The following is a 12,999-nucleotide window of genomic DNA, read 5'->3' as shown; positions in this document are numbered from 1 at the left end:
GGATGCGCGCGACCGCCGAGAAGACCCGCCCGAGCCTGTTCTGGTTCCTGGCGGTCTTCGTGGTGCCGTTCGTGTCGTTCCTGGCGAAGATCCGGTTCCGCGGGGGTGAGAAGCTGCCGCGCTCCGGCGCCTACGTGCTGGCACCCAACCACTACTCGGAGTTCGATCCGCTGATCGTCGCGGTCGCCGTGTGGCGGCTGGGTCGTGCGCCGCGCTTCATGGCCAAGGAGAGCCTGTTCCGGGTGCCGGTGCTGGGCTGGGCCCTGCGCGGCACCGGGATGATCCCGGTGGCACGCGCGACATCGGTCGCGGCGGCCAAGCAGACGATCGCCCAGTCCAAGGAGCTCGTCGAGCACGGCCGCGGCGTGATCGTGTACCCCGAGGGCACGCTCACGCGCGACCCCGACCTGTGGCCGATGCGCGGCAAGTCGGGCGCCGTGCGCCTCGCCCTCGCGGGGCGCATCCCGCTCATCCCGATGGCGCAGTGGGGCACCCAGAACATCATGGGCCGCTACCAGAAGGGCCTGAGCCTCTGGCCGCCGCGCAAGAGGATCGACGTCGTGATCGGCGATCCCGTCGACATCTCGGACCTGTACGACCGGGCGGGCGAGAACGCCGCGCTCGTCGAGGCCACCGACCGGCTCATGACGGCGATCACCGCGCTTCTCGAAGAGGTGCGCGGCGAGAAGGCGCCTGCGCAGCGGTGGAATCCCGCCGAGCACGGTCAGAAGGAGACGGGACGCCTTGACTCCTAGGAACGCGGCCCCGCGCACCGCCACGATTCCCCTCGGTCCCCGTGTCACGGTGATCGGCGCGGGCAGCTGGGGGACCACCTTCGGCAAGATCCTCGCCGACGGCGGCGCGCAGGTGACGATGTGGGCCCGACGGCAGGAGCTGGCGCACGAGATCGCGGAGGCGAAGCGCAATTCGCAGTACCTCTCCGGGATCAACCTGCCGCGCACGATGACCGCCACGCACCACCTGGACGAGGCGATCCGCGGTGCCGAGCAGGTGTATCTGTCGGTGCCGAGCCAGACCCTGCGGGAGAACCTCAAGGCGCTGCGTCCGCTGCTGCAGAACTCGGACGTGCCCGTGGTCAGCCTGATGAAGGGCGTCGAGAAGCGCACCGGGCTGCGGATGAGCCAGGTCATCGAGCAGGAGCTCGGCTGCGATCCCGACCGGATCGCCGTCGCGAGCGGGCCCAACCTCGCACTCGAGATCGCCCGCGAGCAGCCGACTGCCGCGGTCATCGCCTCCAACAGCCAGGAGACCGCGGACATCGTGGCCCGCACGGCGCGCAACCGCTACTTCCGCAGCTTCGTGAACACCGACGTGATCGGGACCGAGTTCGGCGGTGTGCTGAAGAACCTGATCGCCGTCGCCATCGGCATCGTCGACGGCGTCGGCTACGGCGAGAACACGAAGGCGTCGATCATCACCCGTGGCCTGGTCGAGATGACCGACTTCGCCGTGGCGAACGGCGCCCAGCCGGGCACCCTGCAGGGGCTCGCCGGGCTCGGCGATCTGATCGCGACGTGCCAGTCGCCGCTCAGTCGCAACAACACGGCCGGGCGCCTGCTCGGCCAGGGGTACAGCTTCCAGGACGTGGTCAAGCAGATGCAGCAGACGGCCGAGGGGCTCGCCTCCGTCGCGCCGATCCTGCAGCTGGCCCGCGCCGCCGGCGTGGAGATGCCGATCGTCGAGCAGGTCAAGATGGTGCTGGACGGCGCCATGGATCCGCGCGACATCGCCCCCCATCTGACCACCGACGACGACACCCCTCAGGGGGAAGGGACGGGCAATGGACAAGCAGACGGTGGTGGTGCTCTTCGGCGGGCGCTCCAGCGAGCATTCGATCAGCTCCGCCACGGCGGGAGGGGTGCTGCGCGCCCTTGACCGGGAGCGCTACGCCGTCATCCCCGTCGGGATCACCCGCGAGGGCGCGTTCGTGCTCGAGGACGACGAGCCGGACAAGTTCCCGCTCGACGCCGCGCATCTGCCGGAGGTGGTCGACAACGGCACGCGGATCCAGTGGCCGGAGCCGGGTGGCGTCCGCACGCTGCGCGTGACGCGCGCCGACGGCACGGGGGAGGACCTCGGCCCGATCGACGTGGTGCTGCCGCTGCTGCACGGCCCGCACGGCGAGGACGGCACGCTGCAGGGGTACTTCGACACCCTCGAGGTGCCGTACGCCGGCGGCGGCGTGCTGGACTCCGCGCTGTGCATGGACAAGCACTTCATGAAGATCGCCCTGCAGGCGGCCGGGATCGCGGTGGCGCCGTGGATCACGGTGCGGGCGCGCCAGTGGTCGCAGGACCCCGACGGCGTGCGGGCGGCGGTCGCCGAGCTCGGCCTGCCGCTGTTCGTCAAGCCTGCCCGTGCCGGCTCGAGCGTCGGCGTCTCCAAGGTCACGGATCCCGCCGAGCTCGACGAGGCCATGCGGATCGCCCTCGCCGAGGACGACAGGGTGCTCGTGGAGACGGGCGTGGTCGGGCGCGAGATCGAGGTCGCCATCCTCGAGGGCGCGGACGGCCCGCGGGCCTCGGTGCCGGGGGAGATCGTGCTGACCTCCCGCGGCTTCTACGACTTCGAGGGCAAGTACCTCGGCGGCGACGGGGTGGACGTGGTGTGCCCGGCCGAGCTCTCGGCCGAGGAGATCGCCGCGATCCAGGACGCGGGCGTCCGTGCGTTCGAGGCGGTGGACGGGCGCGGGCTCGCCCGCGTGGACATGTTCCTGCAGGCGGACGGCTCCCTCGTGGTGAACGAGCTGAACACGATGCCGGGGTTCACGCCGATCTCGATGTTCCCCAAGTGCTGGATCGCCTCCGGGCTCAGCTACCGCGACCTCATCACCGAGCTCATCGAGGCGGGCCTGCGCCGCTGACCCGACGCCTTGCGCGTTCGCCCGCGAAGGAGCATCCTGGCGCTCTGCGACACCGGCGCCGAGGGAGGATGCGGTGGACATCGTCACGCTGACCGCCTTCCTCGCGGTCGTCCGGCACGGCCATTTCGGCCACGCCGCGGCCGAGCTGGGCGTGTCGGTCTCCGCCGTGACCAAGCGTGTGCAGCGGCTGGAGGCGGAGCTCGGGATCCCTCTCCTCGAGCGGGACTCCGGGGGCGTGTTGGGGCTCACCCCGGCCGGTCGCCGATTCCTGCAGTTCGCGCCGCGTGTGCTGGAAGCGGTGCAGACCGCTCAGCTCGCGGTCGCCGCGGAGCCCGCGGAGAGGCTCCGCGTGGCCGTCCCCGCCGGGGTGGACGCGGTGGCACCGCTCCTGCCCGCGGCGCTGGCCACCCTCGAGCTGGCCCTGTCGCACGCCCACCCCGGCGTCGGGGTCGTCCTCGTGCCGACACTGTTCGACCGGCTCGATCCCGACCTCGTCGCGGGACGGGTGGATGCGGTGCTCACGTTCGGCGTCTCGGAGACCGAGGGCATCGTGTCGACGCGTCTCGGGGAGCTGCGGCGAGTCGGGCTGGTTCCCGCGGGGCACCCGTTCGCACGCCGGCGCAGTGTCCCGGTCGCCGAGTTCGCCCGGCAGCCGTTGCTGTACTCGCCCGAGCTGCCGGCGAGCTACATGGATCCGTTCGTCCTGGCCGATGTCCGGCCGCTCGCCGACGCCGTCCTGGTCCGGCTGCCGGCATCGCGCACCTCCGACGTCGCGGGTCAGCTGCTCACCGGACGGGGGATCACGGTCATCCCGGCGGCGCTGGCGGGAGCGCTGCCGCCGGCGCTGCGCCGGGTGGAGCTCGATGGCGTGCCCGCCTGCGGATACCAGATGCATCACCGTGCGGAGGATGTACGGCCCGAGCTCCTGGCGATGGTGCGGCTGTTCTCCGACTTCACGGAGACGATCACGCGTGCGGCGGAACCCGCTTGGCCCTGAGCGTTCCAGATCGCGAGGAGGACCGTTTCCTTCCCGGAAACGGTCCTCCTCGTGGCGGGCTCTCCTGGTAGACCGTGAGCGAGGCCCGGTGACGCGCGGTGCGGCGTCCCCGGGCGGGAAGGAGTGGCGATGTCATCCTCGTTTCGGCAGGTCCTGCCGGCGATCGGGGCGGGCGCGATCGCCGGCCTGGCCTGGGCCGCGTCGATGCGCGGCATGATGGCGCAGCTGGCCGGCCCCGATTCGGAGTTCCACTGGCTCGGCACCTTCGGGTTCATCCTGATCCCCGGGACGGCCATGGGAGTCCTCTTCGGGTGGGCGTTCGCCCGGCGGATCGCGGGCCGGCGGCGGGGCGCTGCATGGCTGGCCCTGGCGCCGTTCGCGATGGTCGCGGACCCCGCGACGCTGCCGCTGCTGGGCGCGTTCGTCGGAGCCGGGTTCCTGTTCTCCCGACGGAGCAGACGGTGGGTGCGGCTGCTGGCGGGCATCCCCTCGCTGATCCTGCTGATCGGGGTGCCGGTCGGCGCGGCCCTCCTCGTCGGTGTCGGGACGCCGCACGGCGCCTGGCTGACGATCCAGCTCGGCAGCCTCGTCTGGATCCCGGCGCTCGCGGAGATCGCGTTGCAGAGGCCGTGGGGCGATACATCGGCGGATCAGGAGCGTATCGACGCGACCGTGCACTCGGGCGCGGCCTGAGCCTCCGGCGTGGCCGTGCGATCGACGGTCAGCCGGCCGGGCTCGGCGCAGGCGTGCTCTCGGCGCCGGGCCGCTCGGTGCACGCGTGGGTGGCCGGGATGGTCGCGATCGCCGCGGCCAGGCTCTTGTTGCCGATGACGTCGTTGGCGCTCACGCCCTTGTTCGGCTCGTCCGGCTTGCTGTTGATGTAGAGCTGCACGGCGGGCTTGCGGCCGTAGGTCGTCAGCGTCAGGTACGGGCTCTTCGAGTCGTCGACGAGCCAGTCGATCCCCTGCAGCGAGATGCACTGGAGGGTGCTGGTGGGCTCCGCCTCGGGCAGGCCGCACGTGAGCAGCACCACCGAGGGATCGCCCCACGCCGCCGTCGCCTGGGCGTCGGTCCAGCGCCGGTCGTGCCCATCGATCGACGGCACGTTCTTCAGGCGCACCGTGACGTCCGCGCAGCGCGGGTCGTTCGCGTCGTCCGCCGCATCGAGATGCACGGTCGAGCTGCATCCGGCCAGCAGTCCGGCCGCGAGCACGAGGACGGGGACGACGGCGAGACGACGGGGCATCCCTCCAGGCTACCGTTGACGTCATGGTGGATCTTTCAGCTCCAGGACCCGTCGGAGCCACGGACGTCGTGGGATCCGAGGATCCGACGGTCGGCGAGGTGAGTGAGGGGCGCGTGCTCCGGACGATCCTCGCGCGGACGCCGGAGGGCCGCGACGCGCTGCTCGGCCCCGGCGACGACGCCGCCGTGGTGGCAGCTCCCTCCGGATCCGTGGTCGCGACCACCGACACCCTGGTCGAGGGGCCGGACTTCCGGGCGGCCTGGTCGAGCGGCTACGACCTGGGCTGGAAGGCGGCGGCGGTCAACCTGGCCGACATCGCGGCGATGGGGGCCCGCCCCACGGCGCTGCTCGTCGCCCTTGCCGTGCCGAAGGACCGGCGGCTGTCGTTCGTCGCGGCGGTGGCCGACGGCCTCCGCGACGCCTGCGAGGCCCTCGCGCCCGGATGCGCGGTGGTGGGAGGCGACTTGACGGCGTCGGCGACGCTGATGATCGCCGTAACGGCCCTCGGCGACCTCGAGGGGCGGGCTGCGGTGACCCGCGCGGGCGCGCGCGTGGGAGAGGACGTCGCGATCGCGGGCGAGATGGGGCACGCGGCGCACGGGCTCTCCGTGCTGTTCGGACGCTTCCATCCCGCGGGGGCGGCGGTGGCGGTCGATCCCGCCGTGCTCGGCGAGGGCGAGGCGGATGCGATCGCGGCGCAGCTGCGGCCCGTGCCTCCGATCGGTCTCGGACCGGTCGCGGCACTGGCCGGCGCGACCGCGATGATGGACGTGTCCGACGGACTGGCACTGGATGCCGGGCGCATGGCGGACGCGTCCGGAGTGACGATCGCCCTCGAGCAGTCGGCCCTCGGCGCACACCCGCGGCGCGCGCTGGCAGGCGGCGAGGACCACGCGCTGCTGGCCACGTTCCCCGCGGGAGCGCTGCCGCCGGGATTCCGACGCATCGGATCGGTCGTGCCGCGGCAGGACGGGGCCGCGGTGCTGTACGACGGCGAACCGGTGGGCGCCCTCGGCTGGGATCCGTACCGTGACGCGGGCGCCGACGTCAGCGACTGAGCGGGACGGCCCGGGTGCGCACGGTCAGCGGGCCTCTGCGCAACACAGCCGCCTCACCGGGTGGACGGCTCCGCCCACCACAGCGCCGTGTCGCCGTAGGAGCGCTCGCGGATCAGCGAGAGGCCCGCGGCGCCCAGGTCCGGAGGGGTCGCCCGACGTGCCCGCTCGATGACCACGACGGCGTCCGAGGAGAGCAGCGGCGCGACCGCGACGAGGTCGGCCGTCATGTCGGCGTCGGACAGGTCGTACGGCGGATCGGTGAACACCAGGTCGAAGGGGCCGGTCGCGCGAGTGAGGTAGGCGTGCACGGCGCTCTCGACGACCGTCGGCTCCCGAGCGCCTGCATCGCTGTCCGTCGACGTCGCGAGGGCTTTCCGCACCGCGGCGACGTTGCGGCGGATCACGGCGGCGGCAGGACGTCCGCGCTCCACGAGCACGGCGCTGCGTGCGCCACGGCTGAGCGCTTCCAGGCCCAGCGCGCCGGATCCGGCGTACAGGTCGAGGACGCGCGCGTTGCCGATCGCGTCCATCGACTCGAGGGCGCCGAAGAGCGACTCGCGCACCCGATCGCTCGTCGGGCGCGTGCCCTGACCGGGGACGTCGAGCCGGGTCCCGCCCGCGGCGCCCGCGATGATTCTCGTCATCCGTTCACCCTATGCGCCGCGGAGGGCGGGGAAGGGAGCAGGATAGGAGCGTGCCCGAGAGCCTCGCCGATCTGACCCGTATGCCGCAGCCCCAGTTCATCGAGGCGGGGGAGGGCGTCGCGATCGCCACCTACGTCTGGGGCGATCTCGAAGGTCCCGTGGTGCTGATCGTGCACGGCTTCGCCTCCAGCACGCGCGACAACTGGGTGCTCACCGGGTGGATCCGCATGCTGCAGCAGGCCGGCTACGGCGTGCTCGGCGTCGATCAGCGCGGGCACGGGGCGAGCGAGAAGCCGCACGAGGCGGCCGGCTACAACGTGCGCACGCTCGCGGCGGATGTCGAACAGGTGCTCGACACCTACCTCGTCGACGACGCGTTCTACGTCGGCTATTCGCTGGGCGCACGCGTGGGGTGGCAGGTGCTGCGCGATCTCGGCGACCGCATCCCGCGAGCCGTCCTCGGCGGCGTGCCGGACGGGATCCCGCTCGGCCGGCTGGATCTGGACCAGGTCCGCCGCTTCATCGATGACGGCACGCCGGTCACGGACCGGGTCACGCAGAACTACATCGCCCTCACGGAGCGGGTGCCGGGCAACGACCTCAGCGCGCTGATCGCGCTCGCTCAGGGGATGCGCGAGTCGGATTCGATGGATCCGGATCCGGCCACCGCGCCGACGCAGCCGGTGCTCTTCGCCACCGGCTCCGAGGACTCGGTGATCGCCGGCTCCGTGCGACTCGCGGAGGCGACGCCGCAGGGGCGGTTCTTCGAGATCCCCGGCCGGCATCACTTCAACGCGCCGGGGGCGAAGGCGTTCCGGGAGGCCGCCCTGGAGTTCCTCCAGGAGGACTGACCCGGCTCCGCCGGCAGCGCGGGGGAGCGGCGTCCGCCCTCCGCCGTAGACTCTGAGCATGCCGCTCCGCCTCGACTCGCCGCTCGCCGTCGCGGTCGGCGACGGCAACGCGAAAGCGCTGCAGAAGGCGTTCGGCATGGTCACGGCCGGCGATCTGCTGACGCATTACCCGCGCCGGTACGCCAACCGCGGAGAGCTCACCCCGATCCTGGATCTGCCGAAGGGCGAGACCGTCACGATCGTCGCCGAGGTCATGTCGGTGAGCGTGCGCGACATGAAGAACCGCCGCGGCGCGATGATGACCGTCGACATCGGCGATGGCGTGGGCCGGATGGTCCTCACGTTCTTCGCCAAGTACCGGGGACAGCTGGAGTGGCGTGAGAAGGAGCTGCGCGTCGGCCGGCGCGGCGTGTTCACCGGCAAGGTCGGCGACTACCGCGGGGTCACCCAGTTCGCGCACCCGCAGTACGAGATGTTCGACGACGAGTTGCGCGCGCGCACCCAGGCCGACGTCCTGGTCTCCACGCCGCTGCCGATCTATCCGGCCACCGCGAGCCTCACCACCTGGCAGATCGAGAAGATGATCGGCACGGTGCTGGATGAGCTCGGCCCGGTCGCCGAACCGCTTCCCGACGAGGTGCGCCGGGAGGAGGGGCTGCTCGACGCGCGCACGGCGCTCGAACGCGTGCACCGGCCGAGCACCAAGGACGAGATCGCGCCCGCCATCCGCACCCTGCGCATGCAGGAGGCGCTGACGCTGCAGACCGCGCTCGTGCAGCAGCGCTACCTGGTGCGGATGCTCGACGCCACGGCCCGTCCGGCGCGGCCGGGCGGCCTGCTGGAGCGCTTCGACGCCTCGCTGCCTTTCGAGCTCACCGAGGACCAGCGGTCGGTGGGAGAGACGATCGCGGCGGATCTCATCGGCGGGGCGCCGATGAACCGGCTGGTGCAGGGCGAGGTCGGATCCGGAAAGACGCTGGTGGCGCTGCGGGCGATGCTGCAGGTCGCGGAGTCCGGCGGGCAGGCGGCGCTCATCGCGCCGACCGAGGTGCTCGCCGCACAGCATCTGCGCTCGATCACCAGGATGCTCGGCCCCGCGCTCGCGCCGCTCGTGATGCCGACCCTGCTCACCGGCCAGATGTCGGCGCCGGAACGGCGCAAGGCGGCACTCCGGGTCGCGGCAGGGCAGGCGCTCATCGTGGTCGGCACGCACGCCCTCCTCGGCGAGAAGACCACGTTCGCCGATCTGGGCCTGGTGGTCGTCGATGAGCAGCATCGCTTCGGCGTCGAGCAGCGCGAGGCGCTGCGGGCCAAGGGCACGAGCCCGCACGCGCTCGTCCTCACGGCCACGCCGATCCCGCGCACCGTCGCGATGACCGTGTTCGGCGACCTCGACACCTCGGTGATCCGCACGATGCCGAGCGGCCGGGCGGGCATCGAGACCTTCGTGGCTCCGCTCGCCGATCATCCCGGGTGGTTCGCCCGGGTGTGGGAGCGCGCGGCGGAGGAGATCGCGAAGGGACGCCAGGTCTTCGCCGTGTGCGCCGCGATCGATACCGACAACGGGGCCGAGGAGGCCGACCAGGAGCGGTTCGAGGACGAGGAGGAGAGCCGGGGACCCAAGTGGGGCGTGGTCCAGCTGCTGGCCGCGCTCGCCACGCACCCGAAGCTGGGCTCGCTGCGCGTCGCCGGGCTCCACGGCCGGATGGCGGCGGAGGAGAAGGATGCGATCATGCAGTCCTTCGCCCGCGGCGAGATCGACCTGCTCGTGGCGACGACGGTGATCGAGGTCGGCGTGGACGTGCCCAATGCCTCGACCATGATCGTCCTCGAGGCCGACAGGTTCGGGGTCTCGCAGCTGCACCAGCTGCGCGGGCGCATCGGCCGCGGAGGGGTGCCCGGTCTGTGCCTGCTGGTCACCGAGGCGGAGCAGGGCACTCCTGCGCGCGATCGGGTCGACGCGGTCGCCGCGACCCTCGACGGGTTCGTGCTCGCCGAGGTCGACCTCGATCTGCGCGGCGAGGGAGACGTGCTCGGGGCCCGGCAGTCCGGCGCGAAGTCGTCGCTGAAGCTCCTGCGCGTCATCAAGGACGCGGATCTCATCGCGCAGGCCAGGGCCATCGCCGAGGACGTCATCGAGGCGGATCCCGCGCTCGAGCGGCATGAGGGCCTCCGCGAGGCGATGGCGCAGCGCCTGAGCATCGAGGATCGTGCGGCGCTCGCCAAGAACTGAGCACTCGGGGCCGGCCGACTCGGCGTCTGCAGAGGATCGCGCCGCTAGGCTGAGGCGCATGCGATGCACTGAGCGACGTGAGGAGACGAAGTGAGCGCTCGGATCGCCGTCGTCCCCGGTTCCTTCGACCCGCCCACCCTCGGGCATCTGGACGTCATCCGACGCGCCGCCGCGCTCTACGATGAGCTCCACGTGCTCGTCGTGCACAACCCTGACAAGCAGGCCATGCTGCCCGTGGCCCAGCGTCTGACCCTCCTCGAGGAGTCGATCGCGGAGGCCGGTGTCGCAGGCACCGTGATCGTCGGATCCTGGAGCATGGGACTGCTCGTGGACTACGCGCGGGACGTGAACGCCGGCGTGCTGGTCAAGGGCATCCGCTCGCAGGTCGACGTGGCGTACGAGTCGCCCATGGCGATCGTGAACCGTCACCTCGCCGACATCGAGACGGTGTTCCTGCTGCCGGATCCGGCGCACGCCCTCGTCTCCAGCTCTCTCGTGCGCCAGGTCGCGGCGCTCGGCGGTGACGTGTCGCCGTTCGTGCCGCCCGCCGTCTCCCGGTTCCTGGACACGGGCGCCCGCGGGATCTGAGCGCGCAGCACGCCGCGCAGGCTCGGCGCGCGGACCGACCCGCCCGGCCCTCGTACAGGTGCAGCCGATAGAGTGGACCGGTGAAAACCCGACGCAATGGACCGTTCGTGCTGCCTGTGCACGACATCGTTCGGCGACCCGGCGAGATGCGAGAGCACCGTCTGACGATCCGTCTCTCGGAGCAGTGGGGCGAGGGCCTCGTCTCCGTCGTGCAGGGCGAAGAGCTCGACCTCGATGTGCGCCTGGAGTCCGTGCACGAGGGCATCCTCGTGACCGGAGAGGCCGATTCCACGTACCGGGGAGAGTGCGGACGATGCCTCAATCCGATCGACGCGCCTGTCGAAGTCGAGTTTCAGGAGCTTTTCGCGTACCCTGGAGAGGAAGCGAACGACTTCGAGGTTCAAGACGACCACGTGGATCTTGAAACTCTGGTCAGGGACGCGGTCGTACTGTCGCTCCCGTTTCAGCCGGTGTGTCAGCCGGATTGCCCTGGTCTCGACCCCGAGACCGGTGAGCGGCTGACCGAAAGCGCCGGGAAAGAGCAGGTCGCTCCCGTCGATCCTCGGTGGGCCGCGCTCCAGCAGATCACAGACCAAGGAAACGCAGCGGAATAGCTGCGCGCCCAGAACACAGAAGGTAAGCAACCATGGCCGGTAACCCCCCGAAGCGCAAGGTCTCCCGTTCCAACACCCGCTCGCGTCGCGCGCAGTGGAAGGCGGAGGCTCCTGCCCTCGTCAAGACCATCGAGAACGGCAAGGTCGTCTACAGCCGCCCGCACCAGGCGAAGGTCGTCACCGACTCGCAGGGCACCGAGCTGTTCCTCGAGTACAAGGGCCGCAAGGTCGCCGACATCTGATCGATCCGTCGATCATGGCAGAAGTCCCCGTCCCGCCCGCCGGCGGGTCCCGGGAGCAGCGCCCCCTTTCTGAGCAGCTCGGAGTCGACATCGACCCCGAGCTGCTTCAGCGTGCGCTCACGCATCGCTCGTACGCGTACGAGAACGGCGGCATCCCGCACAACGAGCGCCTGGAGTTCCTCGGCGACTCGGTACTCGGCCAGGCCGTGACGGTCATGCTCTACACGACGCTGCCCGATCTCGACGAGGGATCGCTGGCGAAGCGTCGCGCCAGCGTGGTGTCGACGGTCGCCCTCGCGGAGGTCGCCCGCGGCATCGGCCTCGGCGCGCACATCCTCCTCGGCAACGGCGAGGAGCGCACGGGCGGACGCGACAAGGACTCGATCCTCGCGGACACGATGGAGGCGGTCTTCGGCGCCACCTACCTGTCGGCGGGGCCGGAGCAGGCGACCTCGCTCGTGCTGCGCCTCATCGAACCGCTGCTCGCGGATCCCGAGCGCTACGGCGCCGCCATGGATCCGAAGACCGCGCTGCAGGAGCTCTCGGCGCGCCAGGGCCTCAGCGCTCCGGCCTACGCTGTGGCGTCGACCGGCCCTGACCACGATCGGCGCTTCACGGCCACGGTGACCGCGGGCGAGCTCTCGGCGACGGGCACGGGCACCAGCAAGAAGACCGCCGAGATGGCCGCCGCCCTGGCCGCCTGGCAGCTGCTCAGCGACCGTGCCTGAACTCCCCGAGGTCGAGGTGGTCCGGGCGGGGCTCGCGCCGGCGATGACCGGCGCGCGCATCCTGTCCGTCGCGGTGCACGACGAGCGCGCGCTGACCAGGCACTCCGCCGGCGCCGCCGACTTCGTCGCGCGCACCGAAGGAGCCGAGGTCGCGACGGTCGCCCGGCGCGGCAAGTTCCTCTGGATGCCGCTCGCCGCGACGGGTGGCGAGGCGCGTTCGGCGATCGTGGGGCACCTCGGGATGTCTGGTCAGCTGCTGCTGCGCCGGCCCGACGCGGCGGCGGAGCGGCACGAGCGGATCCGGCTGTACGTGGAGCATCCGCAGCACGGTGAGCTCGCGGTCGTCTTCGCCGATCAGCGGACGTTCGGCTCGCTCGCCGTCGACGCGCTCGTGCCCACGGGGGACGGGCGCGCAGCGGGCTGGGGGAGCGTGGAGCCGTTGATCCCCTCGCAGGTCGCGCACATCGCGCGGGATCCCATGGACGATGAGTTCCAGGATCGCGCGTTCCGCGCGGCACTGCGCACCCGATCGAGCGCGATCAAGCGCGTGCTGCTGGATCAGGGCGTGATCAGCGGCGTCGGCAACATCTACGCGGACGAGTCGCTCTGGGCGGCGCGGATCCACCCCGAGACACCGGCGTCGGCGCTGTCGACCGTGGCCGTGAACCGGCTGCTCGCCGAGGTGCGGGCGGTGCTCGAGAAGGCTCTCGCGGAGGGCGGCACCAGCTTCGACGCGCAGTACGTGAACGTCAACGGCCAGGCCGGCTACTTCGCGCACTCGCTGAACGCCTACGGGCGGGAGGGCGAGCTCTGTGCACGGTGCGGCGGCCCGATCCGCCGCGAGTCGTTCATGAACCGATCCAGCCACTACTGCCCTCGGTGCCAGCGACGACGAGGCTGAGCGGCCGACAAGG

The 12,999-nt window shown here is 71.6% G+C and carries 15 protein-coding genes; 13 read left to right on the top strand and 2 right to left on the bottom strand.

Annotation, left to right across the window (positions count from 1 at the left end; all coding sequences use genetic code 11):
* Positions 1–2 precede the first annotated feature (2 nt).
* The 5 genes from RL72_RS17735 to RL72_RS17715 all read left to right on the top strand — a co-directional run bounded on the left by RL72_RS17735 (position 3) and on the right by RL72_RS17715 (position 4,574).
* On the top strand, positions 3–755 hold the full coding sequence (locus tag RL72_RS17735) for a lysophospholipid acyltransferase family protein (protein WP_045252216.1): 753 nt from the start codon (positions 3–5) through the stop codon (positions 753–755).
* A complete protein-coding gene (locus tag RL72_RS17730) occupies positions 745–1,896 on the top strand; it encodes an NAD(P)H-dependent glycerol-3-phosphate dehydrogenase (protein ID WP_045252215.1) in 1,152 nt (383 codons plus the stop codon). Before RL72_RS17735 ends, RL72_RS17730 begins: the two co-directional genes overlap by 11 nt.
* Positions 1,802–2,884 carry a D-alanine--D-alanine ligase family protein gene (locus RL72_RS17725; RefSeq protein ID WP_045252214.1) on the top strand — a complete coding sequence of 361 codons (1,083 nt, stop codon included), beginning with the start codon at positions 1,802–1,804 and terminating at the stop codon, positions 2,882–2,884. Before RL72_RS17730 ends, RL72_RS17725 begins: the two co-directional genes overlap by 95 nt.
* A gap of 73 nt (positions 2,885–2,957) precedes the next feature.
* Complete coding sequence (locus RL72_RS17720; RefSeq protein ID WP_045252213.1) at positions 2,958–3,881, top strand: LysR family transcriptional regulator; 924 nt, start codon at positions 2,958–2,960, stop codon at positions 3,879–3,881.
* Between the two features lie 129 nt (positions 3,882–4,010).
* The gene (locus RL72_RS17715) at positions 4,011–4,574 is read left to right on the top strand and encodes a hypothetical protein (protein ID WP_052674494.1); all 564 of its coding nucleotides are present in this window, start codon (positions 4,011–4,013) and stop codon (positions 4,572–4,574) included.
* A 28-nt stretch (positions 4,575–4,602) separates the two neighbouring features.
* On the opposite strand, the gene RL72_RS17710 is transcribed toward RL72_RS17715, so the two are convergent.
* Positions 4,603–5,127, bottom strand: coding sequence for a hypothetical protein (locus RL72_RS17710; RefSeq protein ID WP_045252212.1), 525 nt, complete (start codon positions 5,125–5,127; stop codon positions 4,603–4,605).
* 23 nt (positions 5,128–5,150) lie between these two features.
* On the opposite strand from RL72_RS17710, the gene thiL reads away from it, so the two are divergent.
* Positions 5,151–6,185 (top strand): thiamine-phosphate kinase, encoded by a 1,035-nt coding sequence (gene thiL / locus RL72_RS17705; protein ID WP_045252211.1) that lies wholly within the window; start codon positions 5,151–5,153, stop codon positions 6,183–6,185.
* A 53-nt stretch (positions 6,186–6,238) separates the two neighbouring features.
* Here the strand turns inward: thiL and rsmD are convergent, their stop codons facing one another.
* Positions 6,239–6,829: a 16S rRNA (guanine(966)-N(2))-methyltransferase RsmD gene (gene rsmD, locus RL72_RS17700; protein ID WP_045252210.1), complete on the bottom strand. Its 591-nt coding sequence runs from the start codon at positions 6,827–6,829 to the stop codon at positions 6,239–6,241.
* Positions 6,830–6,909: 80 nt separating this feature from the next.
* On the opposite strand from rsmD, the gene RL72_RS17695 reads away from it, so the two are divergent.
* From RL72_RS17695 to mutM, 7 genes are all read left to right on the top strand, one after another.
* Complete coding sequence (locus tag RL72_RS17695; protein WP_082072509.1) at positions 6,910–7,680, top strand: alpha/beta fold hydrolase; 771 nt, start codon at positions 6,910–6,912, stop codon at positions 7,678–7,680.
* Between the two features lie 58 nt (positions 7,681–7,738).
* A complete protein-coding gene (locus RL72_RS17690) occupies positions 7,739–9,913 on the top strand; it encodes an ATP-dependent DNA helicase RecG (protein ID WP_045252208.1) in 2,175 nt (724 codons plus the stop codon).
* A 90-nt stretch (positions 9,914–10,003) separates the two neighbouring features.
* Positions 10,004–10,501: a pantetheine-phosphate adenylyltransferase gene (gene coaD / locus RL72_RS17685; protein ID WP_045252207.1), complete on the top strand. Its 498-nt coding sequence runs from the start codon at positions 10,004–10,006 to the stop codon at positions 10,499–10,501.
* A gap of 146 nt (positions 10,502–10,647) precedes the next feature.
* Complete coding sequence (locus RL72_RS17680; protein WP_045252429.1) at positions 10,648–11,115, top strand: YceD family protein; 468 nt, start codon at positions 10,648–10,650, stop codon at positions 11,113–11,115.
* Between the two features lie 32 nt (positions 11,116–11,147).
* The gene (gene rpmF, locus RL72_RS17675; RefSeq protein ID WP_045248451.1) at positions 11,148–11,357 is read left to right on the top strand and encodes a 50S ribosomal protein L32; all 210 of its coding nucleotides are present in this window, start codon (positions 11,148–11,150) and stop codon (positions 11,355–11,357) included.
* A 14-nt stretch (positions 11,358–11,371) separates the two neighbouring features.
* Positions 11,372–12,085 (top strand): ribonuclease III, encoded by a 714-nt coding sequence (gene rnc / locus RL72_RS17670; RefSeq protein WP_045252206.1) that lies wholly within the window; start codon positions 11,372–11,374, stop codon positions 12,083–12,085.
* Positions 12,078–12,986, top strand: a complete 909-nt coding sequence (gene mutM, locus RL72_RS17665) for a bifunctional DNA-formamidopyrimidine glycosylase/DNA-(apurinic or apyrimidinic site) lyase (RefSeq protein WP_045252205.1) — start codon at positions 12,078–12,080, stop codon at positions 12,984–12,986. Before rnc ends, mutM begins: the two co-directional genes overlap by 8 nt.
* The last annotated feature ends 13 nt before the right edge of the window (positions 12,987–12,999 follow it).

Origin of the sequence: Microbacterium azadirachtae, assembly GCF_000956545.1 — a bacterium.
In the GTDB taxonomy this organism is placed as follows: Bacteria; Actinomycetota; Actinomycetes; order Actinomycetales; family Microbacteriaceae; genus Microbacterium; species Microbacterium azadirachtae.
The sequence above is the reverse complement of the archived record's forward strand: the minus strand, read 5'-3'. Positions and strand labels throughout refer to the sequence as shown.

Bases quoted from the DNA above. Each gene is read 5' to 3' on its own strand.
- thiL (WP_045252211.1), top strand. From the start codon at position 5,151: ATGGTGGATCTTTCAGCTCCAGGACCCGTCGGAGCCACGGACGTCGTG.
- rpmF (WP_045248451.1), top strand. From the start codon at position 11,148: ATGGCCGGTAACCCCCCGAAGCGCAAGGTCTCCCGTTCCAACACCCGC.
- RL72_RS17725 (WP_045252214.1), top strand. From the start codon at position 1,802: ATGGACAAGCAGACGGTGGTGGTGCTCTTCGGCGGGCGCTCCAGCGAG.
- RL72_RS17710 (WP_045252212.1), bottom strand. From the start codon at position 5,127: ATGCCCCGTCGTCTCGCCGTCGTCCCCGTCCTCGTGCTCGCGGCCGGA.
- RL72_RS17715 (WP_052674494.1), top strand. From the start codon at position 4,011: ATGTCATCCTCGTTTCGGCAGGTCCTGCCGGCGATCGGGGCGGGCGCG.
- rnc (WP_045252206.1), top strand. From the start codon at position 11,372: ATGGCAGAAGTCCCCGTCCCGCCCGCCGGCGGGTCCCGGGAGCAGCGC.
- RL72_RS17735 (WP_045252216.1), top strand. From the start codon at position 3: ATGCGCGCGACCGCCGAGAAGACCCGCCCGAGCCTGTTCTGGTTCCTG.
- rsmD (WP_045252210.1), bottom strand. From the start codon at position 6,829: ATGACGAGAATCATCGCGGGCGCCGCGGGCGGGACCCGGCTCGACGTC.
- RL72_RS17680 (WP_045252429.1), top strand. From the start codon at position 10,648: ATGCGAGAGCACCGTCTGACGATCCGTCTCTCGGAGCAGTGGGGCGAG.
- RL72_RS17690 (WP_045252208.1), top strand. From the start codon at position 7,739: ATGCCGCTCCGCCTCGACTCGCCGCTCGCCGTCGCGGTCGGCGACGGC.
- RL72_RS17695 (WP_082072509.1), top strand. From the start codon at position 6,910: ATGCCGCAGCCCCAGTTCATCGAGGCGGGGGAGGGCGTCGCGATCGCC.